Here is a 20,878-nt window from a genome sequence, read left to right as displayed (position 1 = left end):
GGGCTATGACTCCCTGACGACATCGGCGGCGGATTTGTCGGGTCTCAGGCCGCGCCAGCGCGAGTGCCGCAGGATGCCGCCGGGCGTGAACTCGCCGAACTCCACCTCGCCGACGACCTCGGGTCGCAGCCACTGCACGCCGCGCGTGTCGAGCGGCGGCACGCCCACCAGCGGGTTCCGATCGGTGTGCAGCGGCTCCAGCGTGCGCATGAGGCTCAGCAGCGTCGAGTCGCTGAAGCCCGAGCCGACCCGCCCGGCATACTGCAGCCCGTCCGGTCCGGGGATGCCGAGCAGGAGCGAGCCGAACGTCTGGGCGCGCCCGCCGTTGCCCGGGCGGATGCCGGCGAGCACGACCTCCTGCGTGCGGGTGAGCTTCACCTTGAGCCAGGACTCGCTGCGAAGGCCCCGCCGGTAGGTCGATGACGGATCCTTCACGACGACGCCCTCGAGGTCGAGCTGCCGGCTGGTCCGCAGCGCGCCCTCCACGTCGTCGAACACCGGCGGCACGACGACGGGAGCCACGGCATCCGCCGCCAGCTCTTCGAGGACCGCCCGCCGAACGCGGAGGGGCTGCCCGGTGAGGTCCTGGCCATGGGCGCCCAGGACGTCGAAGAGGTAGTACTGCACCGGCGTGCGCTTCACCTCCCGCGCGATCTCGCCCGGTCGCTGCAGGTTCATCCTGTTCTGCAGCAGAGGGAAGCTCGGCCGCCCGCGCTCGTCGATCGCGACGACTTCGCCGTCCACGATCGCCGGCTCGGAGCCGAGGCCCAGATCCGCGTCCGTCAGCTCGGGGTACTTCGCGGTGATGTCGTTGCCGCTGCGGGCGACGAGCCGGAAGCGGGTGCCGTCCCAGACGCCGATGGCGCGGATGCCGTCCCACTTCGCCTCGGCCCAGGCCGGCTCGCCCCACTGTCGCGCAGCGAGCGTCGCGCGCTCCGGGGTGGATCCGGTCGACAGCATGGGCCGCAGCGCCTCCGCGGGCGGCGGCCACGCGAGCGGTACCGGGCTCGCCGGCGGTTGCGACGCGACACGTGGCGCCGCCGGTGCACCGGACACCGGCTCGCGCCGCGGCATCCGGCGATCATCCGCCTGCGCCGATGGCTCCACGGGGTCGCCGTCGGACTGGACCCGGCCGTCGATGTCGGTCTTCATCCGGTGCAGCAGCCAGGTGGACTTCTCGCCCTCGCCCTCGGTGCGGATGAGCGCGAGCCGCACGCGCCCGAGCGGTCCGCCGGGCCTGCCTTCGAGGGTCGCGATCACCTCGTCGTCGCGCCACTTCTCCAGCTCGTAGCGTCCGTCGTCCCAGATCGTGACGCTGCCGCCGCCGTACTCGCCCGACGGGATCGTGCCCTCGAAGGTCGCGTAGTCCATCGGGTGGTCCTCGGTCATGATCGCGAGGTTGTTGCGTTTGTACGATGGCGGGACGCCGCGCGGCACCGCCCAGCTCACCAGAACCCCGTCCCGCTCCAGGCGGAAGTCCCAGTGCAGGGCCGTGGCGTGATGCTCCTGGATCACGAAGATCGGCAGCTCTCCCGCCGGCGTCGCCTCTGCGGCCGGATTCGAGGGGACCGGCTCGGGCGTCCGGCCCGCGGTGCGCTTGGAGATGTAGGTGCTGAGCGGCCCCTCGTCGACGTCGCGGCCGCCGGCGTGGAACCCGAGCTCCGCCAGCGGGTCGCCGATCGTCTCCACGCGCTCGAGCACCTCTTCGAACGACAGCTGCGCGAGAGCGGGGTCGTCCAGCTCGTCCCATGTGCGCGGCGCAGCGACGTTCGGGTGGGCACGACCGCGCAGCGAGTACGGTGCGATCGTGGTCTTGGCGCCGTTGTTCTGGCTCCAGTCGATCAGCACGCGGCCGCCGCGGATCGCCTTCTTCATGCTGCTGACGACCATGTCGGGGTGATCCGCCTCGATCGCCCGGGCCAGCTCGTGCGCGATCGCCGACGCGGCCTCGCTGCTCTGCCCCGGCGGCAGCGCGGAGTAGAGCTGGACGCCCTTACTGCCGCTCGTGACCGGGAACGGATCCAGCCCCATGTGGCCGAGGATCTCGCGCGCCCACCGCGCGACCTCGGCGCATTCCGCGAGCCCCGCTCCGGGACCGGGGTCGAGATCGAGCACCAGCCGGTCGGCATCCCCCCGCCCCCCGTCCGGAGTGAAGCGCCACTGCGGCACGTGCAGCTCGAGGCTCGCCACCTGAGCGAGGTACACCAGCGTCGGTACGTCGTTGATGAGCGGGTAGTCCTTCGGACCGCCCGAGTGCGGGATCGGGAGGCGACGGACCCAGTCGGGCGCACCGCGCTCGAGGTCCTTGGCGAAGAAGGACTGTTCGGGATCCTCGCTCGTGCCCACCCCGTTCGGCCAGCGCTTGCGCGTCACCGGGCGGCCGGTGACATGGGGGATCATCGTCGGGCCGATGCGTGTGTAGTAGTCGATCACCTCGCCCTTGGTCGTGCCGGTCTCCGGATAGAGCACCTTGTCGAGGTTCGTGATGCGCAGGCGGCGGCCGCCGACGCTCACGAGCTGCTCGTTCGCGGCCCCGGCTGTCGGTCGACCTCTGCCCTCGGCATCCGCCATGACATCATCCTGCCGTCATCGCGGCCGGGCGCGCAGACGCCGACGCCGCACCGCCCGATACAGCACGCCCACCAGCACGACGATGACGCCGACGACGATCGCGATGATCGGCAGGGTGACCACCAGCACGGTGCACCCGATCAGGCCGACCACCTGCAGCGCGCGAGGGTAGCGGCGCGCGCTCGCCGTCTGGCGGTGCGCCGCCGCGTTCGCGATGAAGTAGTAGATCAGCACGCCGAACGACGAGAACCCGATCGCGCCGCGCAGGTCGACGAAGGCGACGGTGACGATGACGATCGCACCGATCGCCAGCTCTGCCCGGTGCGGCACGTGCCATCGCGGGTGCACCGCCGCGAGGAAGCGCGGCAGGTCGTCCTCGCGGGCCATCGCCAGGGTCGTGCGCCCGATCCCGGCGATGAGCGCGAGCAGCGCGCCGAGGGATGCCGTGGCCGCGCCGATCCGCACGACAGGCTGAGTCCAGGCCCACCCGGAGGCGGCGGCCGCGTCTGCGAGCGGCGCCGAGGACGCGGCGGTCGCCTCCGGGCCGAGCACGGCGAGGACGGTCACCGCGACGACCGCGTACACCGCGACCGCGATCCCGAGCGCCACCACGATCGCCCGGGGAATCGTCCGGCGCGGGTCGCGCACCTCCTCGCCCATCGTCGCGATGCGGGCATAGCCGGCGAACGCGAAGAACAGCAGGCCGCCCGACTGCAGGATGCCGTACACGCCGCCCTCCGCGAGGTCCGATGCGTTCCACCAGTCCGGCAGAGGCCCGGCGGCGGCGCCCGCCGCGACGACGACCGCGAGGGAGAGCAGCACGATGACGACGATCACGCGGGTCAGCTGCGCTGTGCGGGTGACGCCGAAGCAGTTGACCGTGACCAGCGCGGCAACGGCGAGGATCGCGACCGGTCGCTCCCACCCCGGCGGAGCGGCGTAGGCGGCGAACGTGAGGGCCATCGCCGCGCAGCTCGCGAGCTTGCCGATCACGAAGCTCCAGCCTGCGACGAACCCCCACCAGTCGCCGAGTTCGGCGCGACCGTATGCGTAGGTCCCGCCCGACGTCGGGTGCGCGGCGGCGAGCTGCGCGGAGGCGGTGGCGTTGCAGAATGCCACGACGGCGGCAATCCCGAGGCCGATCAGCAGCCCCGTTCCGGCGACGGCGGCCGCAGGTGCGAAGGCCGAGAAGACCCCTGCGCCGATCATCGAGCCGAGTCCGATGAAGACCGCGTCGCCCAGCCCGAGTCGCCGCACGAGCGCAGGCGGAGTCGACACACGCCGACTCTACGGCCGCTCGGCGCGCGCAGTGTGAACGGCCGATGAGCGCTCGCAGACCGCAGGATCATGCGGGATGACTAGCCGCGACGGGTGTGACAGGTGTGTACTGGTGTGATGAGAGCGATCTGGAAGGGCTCGTTGACGTTCGGACTCGTCAACGTGCCCGTCAAGGTGTATTCGGCGACCGAAGACCACGACGTGCCCCTTCACCAGGTGCATAACAAGGACGGCGGCCGCATCCGCTACCAGCGGATCTGCGAGATCGACGGCGAGGTGGTGCCGTTCTCGGACATCGACAAGGCGTACGACGACGGCGAGCGCACGGTCGTCCTCACCAAGGAGGACATCGACTCCCTTCCCGCCGAGCGCAGTCGCGAGATCGATGTCGTCGAGTTCGTGCCGAGCGATCAGGTCGACCTGCTCACGCTGGACCGCGCGTACTACCTCGAGCCCGACTCGAACTCGCCGAAGGCGTACGTGCTGCTGCGCAAGACCCTCGAGCAGACCGATCGCACCGCGATCGTGAGGTTCTCGCTGCGACAGAAGACGAGGCTCGCGGCCCTCCGGGTCCGTGACGACGTGCTCGTCCTGCAGACGCTGCTCTGGGCCGACGAGGTGCGTGAAGCCACGTTCCCCGCACTGGACGAGCCGGTGCGCATCTCGGCGAAGGAGCTCGAGATGTCGGCATCCCTCGTCGAGAGCTTCGCGGCGGACTTCGACCCCTCGGAGTTCTCCGACGAGTATCAGGACGAGCTGCGCACGCTGATCGAGGCGAAGCTCGAGAAGGGCGATGCCCTCGACACGTCAGAGACCTTCGGCGAGCACGAGGAGGAGGCCAAGGGCGGTGAGGTCATCGACCTCATGGAGGCCCTACGGGCGAGCGTCGAGCGCAGTCGCGCGGCGCGCGCGGGCGGGTCGAGCGGCGCGAAGGATGCCGAGCCCAAGGCCGCGGCCAAGAAGCCGGCGGCGAAGTCGGATGCCGCGGCGAAGGCCCCGGCGAAGAAGCCCGCCGCGAAGAAGGCACCGGCGAAGAAGACCGCGAAGGCCTCCTGACGGCTCAGGCCTTCGGCGCCTCGCCGTCGTGGTGCTCGTGCTCCGGCCCGCGATCGAAGACCTCGGGATCGAGCACGAGCTGCCTGGCCTCGTCATGGTCGATGACGACATCCGCCCCGGAGGCGGCGAGCTTCTTGGCCTTGCGGCGCTCGTTGAAGTAGTGCCAGAGGGTCACGAGCGCGGTGCCGCCCACGGCGATCAGCAGGATGACGTCGATGTACTCGGTCACGAGGTCGGCGACCCAGGGGATGAACCCGATCACGTAGCCGAGCATCACCAGTCCGAAGCCCCACAGCATGGCGCCGATGAAGTTGTACAGCGTGTAGCGCCGCCACGGCATGTGGCCGACGCCCGCCGCGACGGGTGCGAAGGTGCGCACGATCGGGACGAAGCGCGCCAGGATGATCGTCAGGCCGCCGAAGCGCTCGAAGAACGCGTTCGTGCGTTCGACGTTCTTGACGCTGAACAGACCCGATTCCTTCCGCTCGAAGACCGCAGGCCCGCCCTTGTGGCCGATGAGATAGCCCACTTCACCGCCGATGAATGCGGCGAGGGCGATCAGCAGCGAGACCACCCAGATGTTGACGCCGAAGATGTTGCTGGTGTTGGTCAGCAGGCCCGAGATCACCAGCAGCGTGTCGCCGGGCAGAAGGAAGCCGATCAGAAGGCCGGTCTCGGCGAAGACGATGAAGCAGACCACGAGCAGTGCCCAGGGGCCCGCCGCGGCGATGATCGTCTCGGGGTCGAGCCAGGGGATGAGCGCGATGTTGTGCAAGGGAGTTCCCGTCGGTCGTCACGGTCGGCGGTCTGGTGGATGCGGTGCTGCGGTCTCTGACAGCGGCAGTGGACTCGCGTGCGGAAGGTGGGACTTGAACCCACACGCCCGGAGGCACAGGAACCTAAATCCTGCGTGTCTGCCAGTTTCACCACTCCCGCGGGTGTGCACAGTCTACCGAGGCGACTGTGGGGTGGCTGTGGGGCTGACCCCCCGTTGCAGGGCAGCGTGGTGCGCGTGGCGCACGAACCGCGGGCGCTAGGTTGTCACTCACACCCTCGTCAGTGGAGATCGCATGGATGCGCTGTGGCAGCTGCCGGTCATCGCCGGACCCGTCCCGTGGATCACGTACGGGATCGCGATCGCACTCCTGCTCGTGCTGCTCATCCGGCCGATCACGCCGCGCTGGCTGCTGACCGCGGTGATCGGCATCGCGGCCGGCGCGTTCGTCGGGGTATCCGCGTACTTGATCGCGAACGCGCTCAACGCGTTCGGCAGTCCGCTTCCGCTCGAGGTCGGGCTGTGGGCGGGGGCGACCCTGGCCGGCGTCGGCCTTGCGGTCGCCAGCCTGTGGGGCACCCCGGTGTGGCGCAAGATCGTCGCGGTCTTCGCGATCATCTGGTTCCTGATCACCGGGATGATCGGCATCAACGCGTTCTACGGACTGAACCCGACGCTCGGCAGCATCCTCGGTATCGCAGCCGACAATCCGATCGTCATCCCGACCCCCGCTCCCACGCAGACGAACGCCGGACCCCTCTACCAGACGTGGACGCCGCCCGCCGGGATGCCGGCCGTTGGCCAGCAGGGAACCCAGGTGATCCCGGCGACCGTGTCGGGCTTCGACGCGCGCCCGGCGGGCATCTACCTTCCGCCCGCGGCGCTGGTCGAGGACGCTCCGGCGCTGCCGCTGGTCATCCTGATGATGGGATACCCGGGCAACCCGGACCCGAGTTACATCGCGGCGGTCCTCGATCAGTTCGCCGAGCAGAACAAGGGGCTCGCCCCGATCGTCGTGGTCGCCGACCAGATCGGCAACGGCGGCGATCCCGCGTGCGCGGACTCGACCGCGTTCGGCAACGCCGAGACCTACATCAAGACCGACGTGGTCAACTGGGCGAAGGCCAACCTCAACATCATCAATGACCCGAAGTACTGGGTGATCGCCGGGTACTCCAACGGCGGCGGCTGCGCGATCAAGTACGGAGCGCAGGAGCCGGGCACCTTCAAGAACATCCTCGACATCTCGGGCGAGGAGTTTCCGGGGTCGGAGGATCCGGCCGACGTGACCGCCCAGATCTACGGCGGCGACGATGCGGCGTTCGAGGCCGCCAAGCCCGTCAACATCCTGGCCGCGAACACCGGGCAGTACGAGGGTGTCACCGCGGTGTTCACAGCCGGCGAGAACGACCCCGAATACGTCGCCGCAGCCGCGACCGTCTCGAGCGCGGCGATCGCCGCAGGGATGGCGGTGACCGTCTACACGGTCCCCGGCGCGGGCCACGTGGTCGACGCGCTCAACGGCGGCCTGGCGGAAGGGTTCGCGGTCCTCTACCCGGTGCTCGGACTCTCGGCGCCGTAGGCGCCACACCGTCGCCTCAGCGGGTGCGGTGCACGTAGAAGTAGGACAGCGGCCCGATCCAGTTGATCAGGATCACCGGGATCCACACCGGCTTCGGGCCGTGCACCCGCTTCTGGGGCCGATGGGCCAGATCCCAGTAGGCGAGGAACGCCAGCGCGACCTGCACGAGACCGAAGACACCGCCGACCAGGCGTCCCGCCGGCGTGACTTCCTTCTGCGACCGCGTCATGGTGCTCCTTCCACTTGTGCATCCATCCTGCCCGTCCGATCGCCGCCGCGCACCTGTGGATAACTTCGCCGACGACCGACGCGCCCTTGCGAGGATGCTCGGATGACTCTTGCGTACTCGTCCGCCGGGACCGCGACCGCCGTCGTGGCCGAGCGTGTGCGCGACAGACTCCGCGCCGAGCAGACCGATCCGACGCGCGACCCGGATCTCGCGACCCGCATTGCCCAAATCGAGGTGCGCCGACACAACGACTTCGCGCTCGCCCGCGGACTCGCGCCGGTGGATGACGAGTCAGCGTGCGTCCGCGAGGTGCTCGCGGCGGTCGGCGGCTACGGTCCGCTGCAGTCGTACCTCGACGACCCGACCGTCGAAGAGCTGTGGATCAATGCGCCCGATCGGATCTTCATCGGCCGCGCGGGTGTCGCCGAGCGTGTACCGCTCGCACTGTCCGATGCGGCGGTGCGCGATCTCGTCGAGCGGATGCTGCACTCGACGGGCCGACGGGTGGATCTGAGTCAGCCCTTCGTCGACGCCTCCCTTCCCGACGGCAGCCGCCTGCATGTCGTGATCCCCGACATCACGCGCCGCCACTGTCGGTCAACGTCCGCAAGTTCCTGCCCGCGTATCGCGACCTTGATCGCCTCGTCGCCGGCGGATCCGTCGAGCCGGCGGCAGCGGAGCTGCTCCACCGGGCGATGACCACAGGGGACAGCATCCTCGTGTCCGGGGCGACCCATGCCGGCAACGCTACAAGTCTGGAAAACATCCCCTGGGCGTCGCAAGGACAGGTCAGGAACCCCCAAAGCGGGGCGGCTGGTTCCCGAGTGGAGGACTCTAGTTCGCGTATCGTGACCGACATGGAAGTTGTCTGGGTGGCGCTTATCACCGCTGTCACAACGCTAACCGCCGCTTGGTTAGGGAACTGGGCTTCGGCTCGTCGCGATGATGCTGCCCGCAAGGCTGCCCGGGAGGAGGCGAGCGAGGCGCGGCGTTTCGCCAGTGCGGAGAAGTTAGTCGAGGCGGTTGTGGCGGCCGTGCAGGATCCGACCTCCGAGTCGAAGCGCTGGGCGGTTTCCGTGGCGCGGACGGGTCTGGTGGCGACATTGCGCCCGGGGGAAGAACGTGCCGGATGGCTTACCAATCGCATCGCTGATGTGGTGATCAACTCGACAACATCCGATCGGCGTAGGTTGCTGGATGATCACGTTGATCTGCTGTTTCGGTGGCTTCGCGGCGAGGTCTCCGTCGATGAGCTCGAGGTCCCGCCCGCGAACTGGGGCGTAGCCACGATCGCTACCATGCCAGCGACGCACGCCGTCACGGGGTATCAGTCAGGCCCGGGCGAAGGTTCCTCCGCCGCGTAAGCGCATCTCGCGCGTCGGTCACAGTCAGGTACCTAAAGGGCGCACAGGGTCACACATACCAGGGCCACATACTCGACCCTGCTCGGCCGCAAGCACGCAACGACGGTCAACTGTGCCTGATGGCGCGAAGCTTCATCATTTGGTCTTCACCACGGCTGGTGAGTGCCCAGTACTTGCCCTTGTCACTAACCGTCCGCTTTTTCACGCCTCGGGAAATCACGTCCAGCGCGAAGAACTGAACGAGTACGTCCTCCACCACGCTCCCCGATACGTGTATCGCTCCCTTGGCCTTCGCCATCGCCTTTGGATGTAGATCGCGATTCTCTCGCCACTTTTGTTGCAGCCAGGTCTCGAAGAACCGGGTCAGTTCTGGCTCGCTAGCCTCGTGCAACAGGGTCGGCCCTACGGCTTGAAGAATCTCGTTCCACGTGACCGGTATGTGCATGGTCCAGGTGTAGGAGGTCGTGTCCCAACTAACACTGCCGTCGGCATTCAGATCTTGTTTCTTGTAGCCGCTCACCTTGACCTCGGCGCTATACATGTCTTCGCCCTGCGCGAGATCCGAAGCGTCATCGAAGCTCTTGGACGATCGCGAATCCGCCGCATGCGACAGTTCGGCGACCAGCGCGCGCAGCTCGGCGATCTCTGTCTTCTGCTCGGGCGTCAATGCCTGACTAGCGCGGACCCACCCCTCCGCCGGAAACTGCTCCCGAGCTTCCATCAGCGAGAGAGCCACATGCCCTGGCAACTCGGCTGCATTCGTCCAGTAGCGGACTACTCGGCCCGCCTCGACCTTCCTGCGGAAAGCGTCCAGCTTCCTTCGCTTGCCCGGCTCGAGCTCGATCTGATCGCCTTTGAGCTGGCCCGGTTCCCCGTGCAAGAAAGCCATGATCGGCTTACCGATGGACTCAGCGAACTCGTATTCCATCTCGGTGTAGCTCAAGTCCGTCGCAGGATCAATGGATCCGTATTTGCCACCGATGACCAAGACGTAGTAATCGCACTCGGAGATGACTCTCTGAATCAGGCGCCATTTGTCCTCGTTCCCGGCGACGAAAAGCTCCATACCCGCCGGTATGCATCCTGCAATGAGCAGGGCCTGGATAACCGCCTGTCGCTCATGCGCAAGGTCGAGGTAGGTGGAGCTTACGAAGACTTGCTCACGACGTTCGGCCACGTGAGTGAGCGTAGTCGAGAGGTTGCTGAACCCGACAAGTGCGAAACACCCGCCCTAGCTCGCCTCCATCGCCTGCCGAGCCCGTTTCGCCGCGGCTTCGGCCCGCTGTTCTTCCTCTTCCTTCGCTCGGCGCTTTTCCCGTCGGTCGTACTCGCGTCGGGCACTGAAATATCGGAGTTGGCCTTCCCGGGATGCCGCCTTCATCGCCGCTGTGAACTTGCTATTCAGAACTAGGAGATTGAGGATCCGGTCTCGTTCTCCAGACTGGACGGTGGAGTAACGCACGAGCAGTACTACCCCTGCAGCGGCCACGACGATGCCAAGCCATGGCGTAATCGTGATCGCGACGTATAGCCCGAGCGCAATTAGGGGGAATGAGACAGCGAGCCGAACTAGCCGTTCGCCACGCTCGCGGTCGAGATCGCTATACAGCCCCTCATCCAGCCCTCTAACCACCTCGAGTGGATCCGACCCGAGTTCCTTGTTCAGTCGTTCCGCAATGCTCGTGTCTCCGCTTTCGTCGATATAGGAGAAATCGTCGGGAGACTTGCCGTCGGCGTGCATGGCATCGAACAGGGCATCGGTAATGAGTTCGGTGATGACAGAGGACTCAGACTCAAAGGGGACGAGCGGCGGTTCGCCGAGCGCGTGACGGGCCTTCTTCGTACGAGGTGTGTAGAGGCGTCGAGGGTTTGCGCGTCGCCCGAAGTAGCGTTCTCCCTCTTCAACTTGCGATATTTCTGCCTGTGCCGACGCCCGCCGCCGCTCGGCCGCCGCGGTGTTCTGGTCCTTGAGGCTTTCGATCGTCCCCAAAGCCTCGGCGCGGACCCGCCCGAAGTCTCTGCGCCGCGCACGCGCGTATCGCTGCCACTGAACGACGGCAGTGAACTCTCTACCCAGTCGACCAACTAACGTTGCAAGCGGGTCTGTCAGCGCGAGTGCCGCGACTCCGATCAGAAAGACGGCAACGCCGACCACAACCGCCAAGCCGGCAGTGCCGATCCAACCCATCACGGCGTAAACCTGTGCGATCCACCCCGTGGCGTCTTTCGGAGGAGGCAGTTCGTCAGCGATTACCAGCCACACAACCAGCGCCCAAAGAATGCCAGCGAAAACGGGCGGACGGAGACTGCGAATACCGGGCATCAATCCATCGACGAATGCGGTCAGCAAGACTGCCCCCCTTGTTGTTGCGTCTGCATGATTCCCGACCATAGCGGGCGCGTAGCGCCCTCTTCACTTGAATATGCAACGTAACTCGGAGACTGGACAGCCCTCGTGGTTGGCAAACGCTGTGCGGCGTCGTGGCGCAGCAGGGGGCGGCACGAGCGAATGACAGCCGTGTAGTTCTGTGGTAAAAACATACGTGAACGGCAACTCACCCTAAAAACACTCCTCAGCTACGGCGCCTGCTACCCACCGACGAGTGGGTCACCTCAAAGACAAAGACAGCATCAGCCTCAGCCGTTCGGATTCTGTCCGTCTGTCTGCATGAGGTGTCCCGGTGGCTTCTGCCCCTTCTCTGTCAACGCATCGTTTGGCGCGTCCCGATGCGGGGTGGACGTTTACCCTTGTGTCCGCTGCTGGCGAGGGCGGCGGATCATTCCAGGCCTCGCTACGTCGGAAGTCGGAGTATGTCCCGCGAGGTGAGGCGGCGGATCCGGATCGAGCTGCCGTAGAGGCGGGTCGTCGTGCCCGAACTGCTCTTCGTCGTTACTGCGCCGCGAACGGTCTGAATCGGCTGGGCACACTGACGTACCGGGGTGATGGCAACCATGATCCCGCGCTAGTACGCGAGCATATTGGCTCGTTCTTCCGCGATTTGCGCGCCGGTCTGGGTGGAAAACCGTTTCCGTATGCGTGGGTGCCGGAGTGGCACAAGTCCGGCCATGGGCTCCATGCTCACTTCGCAGTCGGTCGGTACGTCAGGCGTGCGGTAATCGAGGCCGCCTGGCCCCATGGGTTCGTGCACATCAAGCTGCTGGGTGACCTTCCCGTTGGGTCGACCAGGTTGTCTGAGGCGCGCCGTGCGGCGGGGTATCTCGCCAAGTACGTTGCGAAGTCGTTCGCGGACTCTTCGGTCGAGCGGGATCTAGCGTTGCACCGCTATGACGTAGCGCAGGGATTCCAGCCTGCGCGGGTGCGGTTCTCTGGTGCGAGTCGTGAGGAAGTGCTGGCCCTGGCCTCTGACGCGCTGGGGGAGTGGCCTGAAACGGTGTGGTCGTCGCGCGATGCCGAGGACTGGCAAGGCCCGCCGGTCATCTGGGCGCAGTGGGGGCGTTGACCGTGGCTGTGGATCGGGCCGCAATCGCTGCGTGGGTGGCGGCGTCTTGTGCGAAGCAGGGTGTGCCTGAGTTCGTGTCGGACCCCACCGCGATTGATCGGGTGCGGGCGCTGCTCGGGGTCGGTCAGCCGGGCCGCCCGGCGCCGTTAGAAGACCTTGCGGCGCGGTCGCGGCGCGAGCTGATCGCGCGGGACTTGTCCGCGCCGCGGAAGGAGAATAAATGATGTGCCTGAACCACACGCATCCGGACGGCGAACCAGTTCCGGACTGGGAGATCTACCTTCGGGACGGATTCGGTCGTCCCAGCGAAGCGCTCGGCGGGGTAACCGGCCTCGTCCACACCGCTGAGGATGCTCTCGATGCGTTCCTCGCATTCGCCCCAGAACTGTCGACCTATGCGCTTGTCGCGGTGCGATCGACGATCGCGCCACCGTGGTCGGTGTACGAATGGGCCTGAACCGTGCGGGGTCAGGCGCGAAGCGGTGCCGCGTGCGGCGCGCGCGCGCCTGACCCAGCGGCTCACGCGCAGTGATGCACGAACCGGGTCACGATGCCGAGGGCAACCGGAGCGCGTAGCGCGGAGGGCGGCAGTCCGACCGATCGTCTACCAATGGCGCTTCCGCTCAGTGCTTAGGATTGCGCCGCGGTTCGCCTTCGGTCTCTTCTTCGGACTCTCGCGCCTCGATCCAGGCCCACTCTTCCGCGGTCGCGCCCGTGGACATGGCGTCCTCCAGTTCCTGACCGGTCAGGCCGTGCAGGAAGTCCCATTCGCTCATGGCGACAGTTTTCCACACGCGACGGGCCTGTGTCAGACGCGCCAGGTCGCTACGATTCGGTCGGGATTGACAAACTTGCTCGGCGGGCTCGGCATGATTGTCGCGTAGTCGAGTACGGCCGAAATGATCGCGGACTGACGGGACAGGTTCAAGCCTGCCCATTGCGCGCGGAGGGCTTCTCCTTGTCCCGCGAGCCCGTCCAGTCGTCGGCTGCTGGCAAGGGCGGCGAGCTGTCGCTCAATGTCGGCGATTTGGCGGTGCAGGGGTTCGCGCGCAGCTTTCCATTCGGCGCGGGATATCTCGCCACTTGCCCAGTCCTGGGCGAGCTCCTCGGATCGTGCGGTAAGTCGCTTCTGATCGTCGTTCAGAGCGGTGTGCAGTACATCGTCATTGGGCTCTCCCGCCATGGCCGCGTGCATGGCGGGGGCATCGAGGCGGTGCAACACGGCTTCGGTGATCCATTCCTCGACGGGGGCCGCGCTGATCGTGATTCCTCCGCAGCCTGCGCCGTGGTCGAGTCCTTTCATGCATCGGTATAGGCGTCGCTGTTCACGCGAAGTGCTGAACAACTTGGCTCCGCACTTCCCGCACCTCAGCATGCCCGACAGCGCGTGGCGGCGGGCAGGCCGCCAGCCGGTGGCCTTCCGCCTGGCGTCTTCGGCCTGGACTCGCTCGAAGGTGGCCTTGTCGATGACGGCGGGCCAGATCGCCTCTGCCACGATCTCGCCGTTGAGGACACGCCACCCTGCGATCCTCGGGTTGGTGATGATCTGCCGGATGGTGACAGTTCTCCACTCGCCACCGTTCACCGTCGGCACGTCCTGGCTGCGGAACCACTGGACGATCGACGACATAGATTCGCGGGCAAGGAATCTCGCCACCGTCTGCCGGATCAGTTCGGCCTCGGGCTCTCGAACGGTTATCCGGTCCGCCTCGTAGCCGAAGGGGCGTACCGCGCCGCCGTTGGGTAGTCCCCGCTCCGCCTTCTGCTGAATGCTGCGCTTCACGCGCTTTGCCTTACGCGCTGATTCGTTCGCGGCTACGGCGGCCAGGATGCGCGCCGTAAACATCCCATCGTCGTTCCCAAACGAAATGTCAGACGTCACAGTCGCGAAGCGATCCAGGCCAGCTCGCTGACACAGCTCTACGAACTGCTCGAACTCGATGGGGCGGCGCGTGAGCCGGTCCTGGTGGTAACTGATGACGGCATCGACCCGGCCCGCCTCGATATCGACGAGCATCCGCTCGTAGTTCGGACGCGGCTTGCCCGTGTACGCCGACAGGTCATTGTCCACGTACTCAGCTGCTACTTCCCACCCGCGACTCTTCGCAAGCTTGCGACAGTCCTCGAGCTGCCGCGTAACGCCAAGTTCCTCGCCTGATGCGTCCTGAGAGATCCGAGCGTAAATTGCCGCCGCGCGTGCTGTCTGCATAGGGGGATATTAGCGACATGTGGGAAAGACGACGCTCCTGGGCGCCCTGATCGCGGCGTGCCCGCCCGACCACCGGATCGTCACCGTCGAGGAGACGTTCGAGCTCGCCGCCGATGCCGCGGACATCGTCGCGCTGCAGGGCCGGCAGCCGAGCCTGGAGGGGACCGGCGAGGTCACGCTGCGGAGGCTGGTCAAGGAGGCCTTGCGCATGCGACCCGACCGGCTGATCGTGGGCGAGGTTCGCGACGCCGAAGCGCTCGATCTTCTCCTCGCGCTGAACACCGGGGTCCCCGGGGCGGCAACGATCCATGCGAATTCCGCCCGGGAGGCGCTCGCCAAGCTGGCCGCCCTGCCCCTCCTGGCCGGCCGCAACATCGATTCCGGATTCGTCCTGCCGGCGGTCGCCGCCTCGGTCGATCTCGTCGCGCACTGCGAGCGGGATGCTTCGGGCCGCCGCCGAGTCGTCGAGATCGTCGAGCCGACCGGCGTCGCCGACGGCACCGTCCTGGCTCGCACCGTCTATCGGGCGGATGCCGCGTGACCTTCGTCTGGGGCGCCGTCCTGGCAGCTGGCATCCTGCTGACGATTTCGCCATGGGTCTGGCCGGCCCGCGGCCGGAGGCCGGCTGCAGCGGCATCCGGGCGCGTCGCGCGCCTGCTCGAGTCGGCCGGCCTCAGCCGGGTCCCATCCGCAGGCGTCGTGCTCGCAGCCGGGTGTGCTGCGGCGGTCCTCGCCGCCGCGGCGTGGCTGCTGACGCAGGTCGCCGTCCTCGCGCTGCTGGCGGCGATCGTCGGAGCCATCGCCCCCTTCGCGTGGCTGCGCTCTCGTGGCTCGCGGCTCGTCCGTTCGCGTCGCGCGCTGTGGCCCGACGTGTGCGATCTCCTGATCGCGTCCGTCCGTGCCGGCATGTCGCTCCCCGACGCCGTCTCGAGCCTGGCCGATTCGGCACCCGCACCCCTTCGCGCACCGTTCGCCGCCTTCGCGCGAGATGTCGCGGCATCCGGCCACTTCGACTCCAGTGCCCAGCGGCTGAAAGTCGCTCTGGCCGACCCGGTCGGTGATCGCATCGTCGAGACGCTTCGCATGGCCCGCCAAGTCGGCGGGACCGAACTGACCCCGATCCTTCGCGCGCTCGCCGCCTCGGTGCGCGCCGACGCGGCGCTGCGCGCGGAGGTCGAGGCGCGACAGTCGTGGATCCGCGGTGCCGCGGTGCTCGGAGTCGCCGCCCCGTGGGTGATCCTCGCCCTGCTCGCGATGCGGCCGGAGGGCGCGCGCGCCTACGGCAGTCCGGAGGGGGTCGCGCTCATCCTCGCAGGAGCGGCGGTCTCGTTCGTCGCCTACCGCGTGATGCTCCGGATCGGCAGGCTTCCCGAGCCGAGGCGGTGGTTCGGATGATGCCGGTGTCGGCCACGGACATCGCGCTGGCCGTCGTCCTCGGCGGCGCCCTGGGCGTCGGCGTGTGCCTCCTCGTCTCGCTGACCCCGCGATGGGGCGCGCCGACGCTCGCCCGACGCATCGCCCCGTACATCCGCGATGTCACCGATCCTCAGGGCGTCTCGCCGAGGTTCGGGGTGCCCGACGCGGATGTCCGTGCGATCTGGGCGTCGGTGCAGGCACGTGTCGCGAACATGCTCGGCGGGTCGGCATCGATCGATCGGCGGCTTCATCAGGCGGGATGGCAGATGGATGCGGCCGCTTTCCGCGGGCGCCAGCTCGGATGGGCGATCGCCGGCGTCGCGATCGGAGGCGCGGGTGTCGTCGCGCTCGTCCTGCTGGGCCGCGCCTCGGGCGCCGCGGTGCTCCTGCCGCCGCTCGCCGCCGTGATCGCAGCCGTCGCGTACGACGCCCGGCTCACCCAGGCCGCGCGTGCGCGAGTCGGCCGGATCCAGGAGGAGCTGCCGACGGTGCTGGAGTTCCTCGCGCTGTGCCTGTCGGCGGGCGAGGGGATCCTCGACTCGCTGCGTCGTGTCAGCGAGGTCGGTGCAGGGGAGCTGACCGCCGAGCTGCGCGGTGTGGTCCTCGCGGTCGGCACCGGATCATCGCTGTCGGACGCGCTCACGCGCCTGAGCGCCCGCCTCGAGATCCCCGCGTTCTCGCGCAGCGTCGATCAGCTCGTCGCTGCGATCGACCGTGGCGCGCCGCTCGCACACGTGCTGCACTCGCAGGCGCTGGACACCCGAGAGGACGCCAAGCGCGGTCTCATCGAGCGTGCGGGGCGCAAGGAGATCTACATGCTCGTCCCAGTCAAGTTTGAATAAGAATCTCTTTGGGAATCGGGTCGTGTGAACCTCCGATCATCGCGACTCTGGTATTCGATCTACTCCCATTGCTGCTCCTGCTGCTGCTGCTGCTGCTGCACCTGCTGCTGCTCCTCCTGCTCCATCTGCTGCTGCTGTTGCTGCGACGGGGGATTGAGGTCCCTTGTCATGACGATTCCTCCTCTCTGACTCCCGTTGTGATACCGAGCCCTACCCGCCCTCGGCCGGGGCGCCGCCCGGGTCGTGCCCGCGTTCGCGCTACTGCTGCTGCTCCTGCTCCTGCTCCTGCTCCTGCTCCTGCAGCTGTAGTTGTTGTACTGGTTGTAGTTCCTCGTGATCCTGCTGCTGGATATTCTCCATTCCCCGCATCTGTTGCCCGGTCGGCGGTGAAAGGTCCTTTGCCATGGTTGATCCTCCTTTCAGACAATCGCGGTGCCGATGATGCCCACGGCGAGCGCCGTCAGCCCGATTAACACGAACCGCTTTTGCAGAGCGATCGTGCGCCGTACCGCTGCCGTCTCATTGTTGATGACTCTCGCCAGGGCGTAGGTGGCCTGTGGGCGCTCCATATCGACCAGCTGGTCAAACACTCCCGTAGGGTTCACGGCGACCCCGACCGTGGGCCAGAACACCGCAATTCCTGCCAGGGCTGCGATTGCGAACAGCGCGACCGGGATGACAGTCAATGGGTTTTTGGATCCGCCGAAATAGATGCGGCGATAGAGGCCGTTCCTGCAAGCAGTGTTGCCCGTTGCCGCATGCCTTCCATGACCCCGCCGACGACTCCGCGTGAGCGGACGGCTTCCGCAAGGATCACCTCGAGGGTGTCCTCGTAGTATGCGTGGTTGTTGGGCAGGACAATCCTGCGCACGTCATCTGTGGCGTCGTCAGCGCCGTCCATAGCGCTCACTATAGGCCCCATGCAGGAGGGCCATCTATCGGACAGGTAGCCATGTTTATGAGGAGCGGGAAGCCCACAGTCCTGATACGCGGGGAGGATACGGTGGCGGGTATGAACCCCGACACAGCCCCTGGTTACGCCGCGGCGAACGTGCTACTCGACGCCCTGATCGCGCCGGAACCTGGTCAGCCGATCCAGGCTGACCCGATCAACCTCGCACTGCAGGGACTCTCCGAGATTGAGGGCGCCTACACGGTGACGAGTAACGACGAGGGCGACGTAACCGTGACAATCGACCACATAGTCGGCGGGACGCTCCTCGCAATGGGACGCCTGGTCGACCTGGTAGCCGAAGCGACTCACGCGTCCCGCGAGGTGGTCGTTTCAGATCTGCGTGCGTGGCTCTCCGACCTGCAAAACGGCTAGTCCGACCGCTTCACCGCGACATGCTGAGGCAGTCTGCCATCTGTCTTCGGGCGCTCAAAAATCTGAACATAGAACAAGATCACCGCGTTTACGGCGAACGATGCGAACGACAAGTACGCCAATATGGCATCATCGGTGCCTCCCTCCTCGATGACCGTGACCGACAAAGCCGCAAGCACCGCAAACGAAAGCACGCTTACGGTGAGCGAGCCGGCGAGCAGCCACCGATCGGACGTCCAATTGAGGGACACATACGCGACAATCTGCGCAATGAACAGTGTGGCCGCAACTTGCAGCAACAGGCTGGCAGTTTCAGGACTCATCGACAGCATCATGGCCGCACTCTATCGGCGGCTAGTTGCTCCGCACGGTTACGGCGTTGCGCCACACGACGACGCTGCGCCGCCCGCCCTGCGCTTCCCACTCCACGATCACTACCCGGTCGTTCCACCCAGCCGCGACCGCGGGGATCTTCGATGCCGGCGCATCTCCCCAGGTGATCCACACCCACACTTCTGGCGGGCGACCCTTCGCCCACGTGATCGGCTCCGGCCCGTACGCCTGCAACGGGAGTGTGCATGGCGCGAGCTGCGCGGTCGCCTGCAGGATGCGCTGATCGTTGAGCGCGTCAAAGTGAGCTTCGTCGCGGCGATTCTTCGTCACGTGGCGGGAAACCAATCTCCGGCCGAGTGCAGGACATCAGGCTACCTCGGCACCGCCGACACTCAATCAGCGCGGCCTCTCGACTCACGATGCGATCGTGCGATGGTGGTTTCGTGAGCAGAGACCCCTCCTTGCCGAGCGACATTGACATGCGTGCGTTCCTGCTGCGGTTCATCCAGGATCCGAAACACCCGGACGGCATCACCGTGCCCCCTGAGAATCAGCGCGAATTCTTGATGCTCTTTGGGCTCATCCAACGAGTCCGACGATTGACCCAGGCATATCTTCGCCTCGAGCGCGACGGCTTCTTAAGTGAGGGCAGTGTGCTTGTCAGGGCCGCGCTTGAACACGCCGTGATCGCGCAGTGGGCATATCTGACGCCGGGTGGGATTGATCGGCTTCATGTGAGCCTCGCGATAGCCCAGGCCGACGTTGCAAAGAGCATGATGGCTTACTCGAAGGATCCTGAGTGGGTCACGCTCGAGCAGCACCTCAGAGGACTCGTACCTCCTGGTGCTGCGCTCCCGAAGTTCTCCGGCAAGGACGCCATGATGACGGAGCTCGACTCGATCAAATTCCTCGCCGCTAGTTATCGCGTGTTGTCTCAGGTCGGCCACGTGACGCATCAGGCTGCTCTCGATTTCGTGACGGAGGACCAGGGCGTTGTTCGGCTGCGAACGAATCCTGAGTCGATGGAGCAGGATCACTTGCTGTACGCACTGTGCGGTTTTTGTATGCTCGTCGCTTGGCTGCACGCGAGGCTCGAGGCGGACGAGGAGGAAGTACTGCGCCTGAAGGAAATGTCTGTCCGGCTCCACCTTCCGTGGCGGCTCGACACTCACATGCCACGAGATCGGCGGCGGTTTCCGGACGAAGACAACGACGACAGCGCGGCCTCGGAGCAGGTCGATTAGATCTCGTTACCCTCCGTTGATGCTCGGCCCGTCGAATGCCGGCGGAGGTGTTCCGTCGAGGGCAGGAAAGTCGGAGTGACCACATGACGGGCACTCCCAGCCTCCGGGCACGTCTCGCATGAGCACACCGCACCGGGGACATCGCGGCTGCTGCGCATCGTCAAACGGGTCCAGGCTCATGCCGCCGAGCCTACGATGCCAGGTCACTGGTCAGCGGCGGCGCTTCTGCGGTCTGGGGAATCGAACCACGTTTGATCCTGCTTGGGCGCCGGTGGACGGCCGCTCCACGTCGAACCGGCGTGACCGCAGCTCCAGCTGCAGCCGCACCCGCGGAGTGCCACCCAACTCATCCAGGATGCGAGTCAACGCCCCGTGTGCGCGCAACTCCCGCGAAACCTCGCCTGCCGCGTGCGCTGCATCGATGATGCCTGCGAGCATCCGAGCCTGCTCCATCCCGGCCCCGTCAGAGTCGGCCAGCCACTTCATCGCCGCCACCTGGACTGCCGGCCGGCCGGCCGATCGTGCCCGGAGGCCGGCTCGACGATCATCGTGACCGTCCAGACGAGGGTCGCCCTCCCGCTCGTGCCGCCGGTGCTCGGATTGGAGAGGGTCGCGAGCATCCCGGTGGAGGCGTCGGCCGTGCAGAAGATCTCGCGCTTCTGGGAGCCGGAGTGAGCGTGCGCGATCGGCTTCGACGTCTGAACAGGTCCGCCGCCGGCGACGACGAGGGCAGCATCCTGATCCTGACGCTGGGCTATGCGGTGCTCGCCATCGCGGTGATCCTCGTGTGCGTCGATGCGACGAGCCTCTACCTCGCGCAGAAGCGGCTCGACGCGCTCGCGGATGCCGCCGCCCTGGCCGGTGCGGACGGCTTCACCCTCGTCGTCGAGAGCGGCGAGCCGCGCGCCGAGCTCACCAGCGACGGTGTCCGCGCTCAGGCCGACGCGCTGATCGGCGATGTCGGCGGCGGTGCCGTCGTCGTCGACGCCGGCACCCCGGACGGCATATCGGCCCGCGTGACGGTCGCCGACACCTGGCTGCCGCCGATCGTGGCGCTCTTCGTGCCCGACGGCGTCGCACTCGAGGCGACCGCGACCAGCCGGACGGCGCTGCGCTGACCGGTTCCGCCGAGGCGCAGCATCCGCCCCGCGGCGAAGCCTGACAACGCGGGCCGGACATGCCACGATGAAT

General features: G+C 66.9%; 26 protein-coding genes, 1 tRNA gene and 1 pseudogene. 13 read left to right on the top strand and 15 right to left on the bottom strand.

The features are described from left to right. Positions 1 to 3: 3 nt before the first annotated feature. The gene (locus BM349_RS11350; RefSeq protein WP_091706939.1) at positions 4 to 2,571 is read right to left on the bottom strand and encodes an ATP-dependent DNA ligase; all 2,568 of its coding nucleotides are present in this window, start codon (positions 2,569 to 2,571) and stop codon (positions 4 to 6) included. A 15-nt stretch (positions 2,572 to 2,586) separates the two neighbouring features. Continuing rightward, positions 2,587 to 3,849, bottom strand: a complete 1,263-nt coding sequence (locus tag BM349_RS11345) for an APC family permease (protein WP_091706938.1) — start codon at positions 3,847 to 3,849, stop codon at positions 2,587 to 2,589. Positions 3,850 to 3,966: 117 nt separating this feature from the next. Between BM349_RS11345 and BM349_RS11340 the strand changes: the two genes are divergently transcribed. Beyond that, the gene (locus tag BM349_RS11340) at positions 3,967 to 4,905 is read left to right on the top strand and encodes a non-homologous end joining protein Ku (RefSeq protein ID WP_091707269.1); all 939 of its coding nucleotides are present in this window, start codon (positions 3,967 to 3,969) and stop codon (positions 4,903 to 4,905) included. A 4-nt stretch (positions 4,906 to 4,909) separates the two neighbouring features. Here the strand turns inward: BM349_RS11340 and BM349_RS11335 are convergent, their stop codons facing one another. After that, complete coding sequence (locus tag BM349_RS11335; protein ID WP_091706937.1) at positions 4,910 to 5,680, bottom strand: DedA family protein; 771 nt, start codon at positions 5,678 to 5,680, stop codon at positions 4,910 to 4,912. Positions 5,681 to 5,759: 79 nt separating this feature from the next. Further along, positions 5,760 to 5,841, bottom strand: a tRNA-Leu gene (locus BM349_RS11330). Between the two features lie 134 nt (positions 5,842 to 5,975). Here BM349_RS11330 and BM349_RS11325 point away from each other — a divergent pair. After that, positions 5,976 to 7,262: an alpha/beta hydrolase gene (locus BM349_RS11325; protein WP_091706936.1), complete on the top strand. Its 1,287-nt coding sequence runs from the start codon at positions 5,976 to 5,978 to the stop codon at positions 7,260 to 7,262. 16 nt (positions 7,263 to 7,278) lie between these two features. Here BM349_RS11325 and BM349_RS11320 read toward each other — a convergent pair whose 3' ends face one another. Beyond that, positions 7,279 to 7,491, bottom strand: coding sequence for a PLDc N-terminal domain-containing protein (locus BM349_RS11320; protein ID WP_091706935.1), 213 nt, complete (start codon positions 7,489 to 7,491; stop codon positions 7,279 to 7,281). Positions 7,492 to 7,593: 102 nt separating this feature from the next. Here BM349_RS11320 and BM349_RS18960 point away from each other — a divergent pair, with 102 nt between their 5' ends. Next, positions 7,594 to 8,190: a hypothetical protein gene (locus BM349_RS18960; protein WP_254773835.1), complete on the top strand. Its 597-nt coding sequence runs from the start codon at positions 7,594 to 7,596 to the stop codon at positions 8,188 to 8,190. A gap of 158 nt (positions 8,191 to 8,348) precedes the next feature. Further along, positions 8,349 to 8,855, top strand: a complete 507-nt coding sequence (locus BM349_RS18955) for a hypothetical protein (protein ID WP_254773834.1) — start codon at positions 8,349 to 8,351, stop codon at positions 8,853 to 8,855. A 106-nt stretch (positions 8,856 to 8,961) separates the two neighbouring features. On the opposite strand, the gene BM349_RS11310 is transcribed toward BM349_RS18955, so the two are convergent. Together BM349_RS11310 and BM349_RS11305 are read right to left on the bottom strand one after the other, a co-directional pair. Beyond that, positions 8,962 to 10,032: a DUF4062 domain-containing protein gene (locus tag BM349_RS11310; RefSeq protein ID WP_091706934.1), complete on the bottom strand. Its 1,071-nt coding sequence runs from the start codon at positions 10,030 to 10,032 to the stop codon at positions 8,962 to 8,964. Between the two features lie 54 nt (positions 10,033 to 10,086). After that, positions 10,087 to 11,205, bottom strand: a complete 1,119-nt coding sequence (locus BM349_RS11305) for a hypothetical protein (protein WP_139230921.1) — start codon at positions 11,203 to 11,205, stop codon at positions 10,087 to 10,089. 793 nt (positions 11,206 to 11,998) lie between these two features. Here BM349_RS11305 and BM349_RS18950 point away from each other — a divergent pair. After that, on the top strand, positions 11,999 to 12,316 hold the full coding sequence (locus tag BM349_RS18950; protein ID WP_254773833.1) for a hypothetical protein: 318 nt from the start codon (positions 11,999 to 12,001) through the stop codon (positions 12,314 to 12,316). 220 nt (positions 12,317 to 12,536) lie between these two features. After that, on the top strand, positions 12,537 to 12,773 hold the full coding sequence (locus BM349_RS11290; RefSeq protein WP_091706931.1) for a hypothetical protein: 237 nt from the start codon (positions 12,537 to 12,539) through the stop codon (positions 12,771 to 12,773). A 166-nt stretch (positions 12,774 to 12,939) separates the two neighbouring features. On the opposite strand, the gene BM349_RS18780 is transcribed toward BM349_RS11290, so the two are convergent. Then, positions 12,940 to 13,092 (bottom strand): hypothetical protein, encoded by a 153-nt coding sequence (locus BM349_RS18780; RefSeq protein WP_175525274.1) that lies wholly within the window; start codon positions 13,090 to 13,092, stop codon positions 12,940 to 12,942. Positions 13,093 to 13,124: 32 nt separating this feature from the next. Then, entirely contained in the window at positions 13,125 to 14,525 is a 1,401-nt protein-coding gene (locus BM349_RS11285; protein WP_091706930.1) for a recombinase family protein, read from the bottom strand. Between the two features lie 16 nt (positions 14,526 to 14,541). Between BM349_RS11285 and BM349_RS11280 the strand changes: the two are divergent. The 3 genes and pseudogenes from BM349_RS11280 to BM349_RS11270 all read left to right on the top strand — a co-directional run. Continuing rightward, positions 14,542 to 15,066 (top strand): annotated as a pseudogene (locus BM349_RS11280) (ATPase, T2SS/T4P/T4SS family); the annotation flags it as partial. Further along, entirely contained in the window at positions 15,063 to 15,920 is an 858-nt protein-coding gene (locus BM349_RS11275; RefSeq protein WP_091706928.1) for a type II secretion system F family protein, read from the top strand. The pseudogene BM349_RS11280 and the gene BM349_RS11275, both read left to right, overlap by 4 nt. Further along, complete coding sequence (locus tag BM349_RS11270; protein WP_091707267.1) at positions 15,920 to 16,783, top strand: type II secretion system F family protein; 864 nt, start codon at positions 15,920 to 15,922, stop codon at positions 16,781 to 16,783. The genes BM349_RS11275 and BM349_RS11270 overlap by 1 nt, the downstream gene beginning before the upstream one ends. 258 nt (positions 16,784 to 17,041) lie before the next feature. Here BM349_RS11270 and BM349_RS18775 read toward each other — a convergent pair whose 3' ends face one another. The 3 genes from BM349_RS18775 to BM349_RS18570 are packed head-to-tail and all read right to left on the bottom strand — an operon-like array spanning position 17,042 to position 17,684. Then, positions 17,042 to 17,188, bottom strand: coding sequence for a hypothetical protein (locus BM349_RS18775; RefSeq protein ID WP_175525273.1), 147 nt, complete (start codon positions 17,186 to 17,188; stop codon positions 17,042 to 17,044). Between the two features lie 14 nt (positions 17,189 to 17,202). Beyond that, entirely contained in the window at positions 17,203 to 17,469 is a 267-nt protein-coding gene (locus BM349_RS11260; RefSeq protein WP_139230920.1) for a hypothetical protein, read from the bottom strand. Next, positions 17,466 to 17,684 carry a hypothetical protein gene (locus tag BM349_RS18570; protein WP_139230919.1) on the bottom strand — a complete coding sequence of 73 codons (219 nt, stop codon included), beginning with the start codon at positions 17,682 to 17,684 and terminating at the stop codon, positions 17,466 to 17,468. Before BM349_RS18570 ends, BM349_RS11260 begins: the two co-directional genes overlap by 4 nt. A 111-nt stretch (positions 17,685 to 17,795) precedes the next feature. Between BM349_RS18570 and BM349_RS11255 the strand changes: the two genes are divergently transcribed. Further along, positions 17,796 to 18,110, top strand: coding sequence for a hypothetical protein (locus tag BM349_RS11255; protein ID WP_139230918.1), 315 nt, complete (start codon positions 17,796 to 17,798; stop codon positions 18,108 to 18,110). Here BM349_RS11255 and BM349_RS11250 read toward each other — a convergent pair. Both BM349_RS11250 and BM349_RS11245 read right to left on the bottom strand, forming a co-directional pair. Further along, positions 18,107 to 18,445, bottom strand: coding sequence for a hypothetical protein (locus tag BM349_RS11250; RefSeq protein ID WP_091706925.1), 339 nt, complete (start codon positions 18,443 to 18,445; stop codon positions 18,107 to 18,109). The two genes, BM349_RS11255 and BM349_RS11250, sit on opposite strands and share 4 nt — an antisense overlap. A 19-nt stretch (positions 18,446 to 18,464) precedes the next feature. Continuing rightward, a complete protein-coding gene (locus tag BM349_RS11245; RefSeq protein ID WP_091706924.1) occupies positions 18,465 to 18,773 on the bottom strand; it encodes a hypothetical protein in 309 nt (102 codons plus the stop codon). A gap of 113 nt (positions 18,774 to 18,886) precedes the next feature. Here BM349_RS11245 and BM349_RS11240 point away from each other — a divergent pair, with 113 nt between their 5' ends. Then, positions 18,887 to 19,687, top strand: a complete 801-nt coding sequence (locus tag BM349_RS11240) for a hypothetical protein (RefSeq protein WP_091706923.1) — start codon at positions 18,887 to 18,889, stop codon at positions 19,685 to 19,687. A gap of 210 nt (positions 19,688 to 19,897) precedes the next feature. Here the strand turns inward: BM349_RS11240 and BM349_RS11235 are convergent, their stop codons facing one another. Further along, on the bottom strand, positions 19,898 to 20,173 hold the full coding sequence (locus BM349_RS11235; RefSeq protein ID WP_139230917.1) for a terminase small subunit: 276 nt from the start codon (positions 20,171 to 20,173) through the stop codon (positions 19,898 to 19,900). Positions 20,174 to 20,236: 63 nt separating this feature from the next. Between BM349_RS11235 and BM349_RS19040 the strand changes: the two genes are divergently transcribed. Together BM349_RS19040 and BM349_RS11230 are read left to right on the top strand one after the other, a co-directional pair. After that, the gene (locus BM349_RS19040; RefSeq protein WP_302848253.1) at positions 20,237 to 20,362 is read left to right on the top strand and encodes a hypothetical protein; all 126 of its coding nucleotides are present in this window, start codon (positions 20,237 to 20,239) and stop codon (positions 20,360 to 20,362) included. After that, a complete protein-coding gene (locus BM349_RS11230; RefSeq protein ID WP_368086672.1) occupies positions 20,359 to 20,805 on the top strand; it encodes a pilus assembly protein TadG-related protein in 447 nt (148 codons plus the stop codon). The genes BM349_RS19040 and BM349_RS11230 overlap by 4 nt, the downstream gene beginning before the upstream one ends. The last annotated feature ends 73 nt before the right edge of the window (positions 20,806 to 20,878 follow it).

Origin of the sequence: Microbacterium sp. cf046 (genome assembly GCF_900114345.1) — a bacterium.
In the GTDB taxonomy this organism is placed as follows: Bacteria; Actinomycetota; Actinomycetes; order Actinomycetales; family Microbacteriaceae; genus Microbacterium.
The sequence above is the reverse complement of the archived record's forward strand: the minus strand, read 5'-3'. Positions and strand labels throughout refer to the sequence as shown.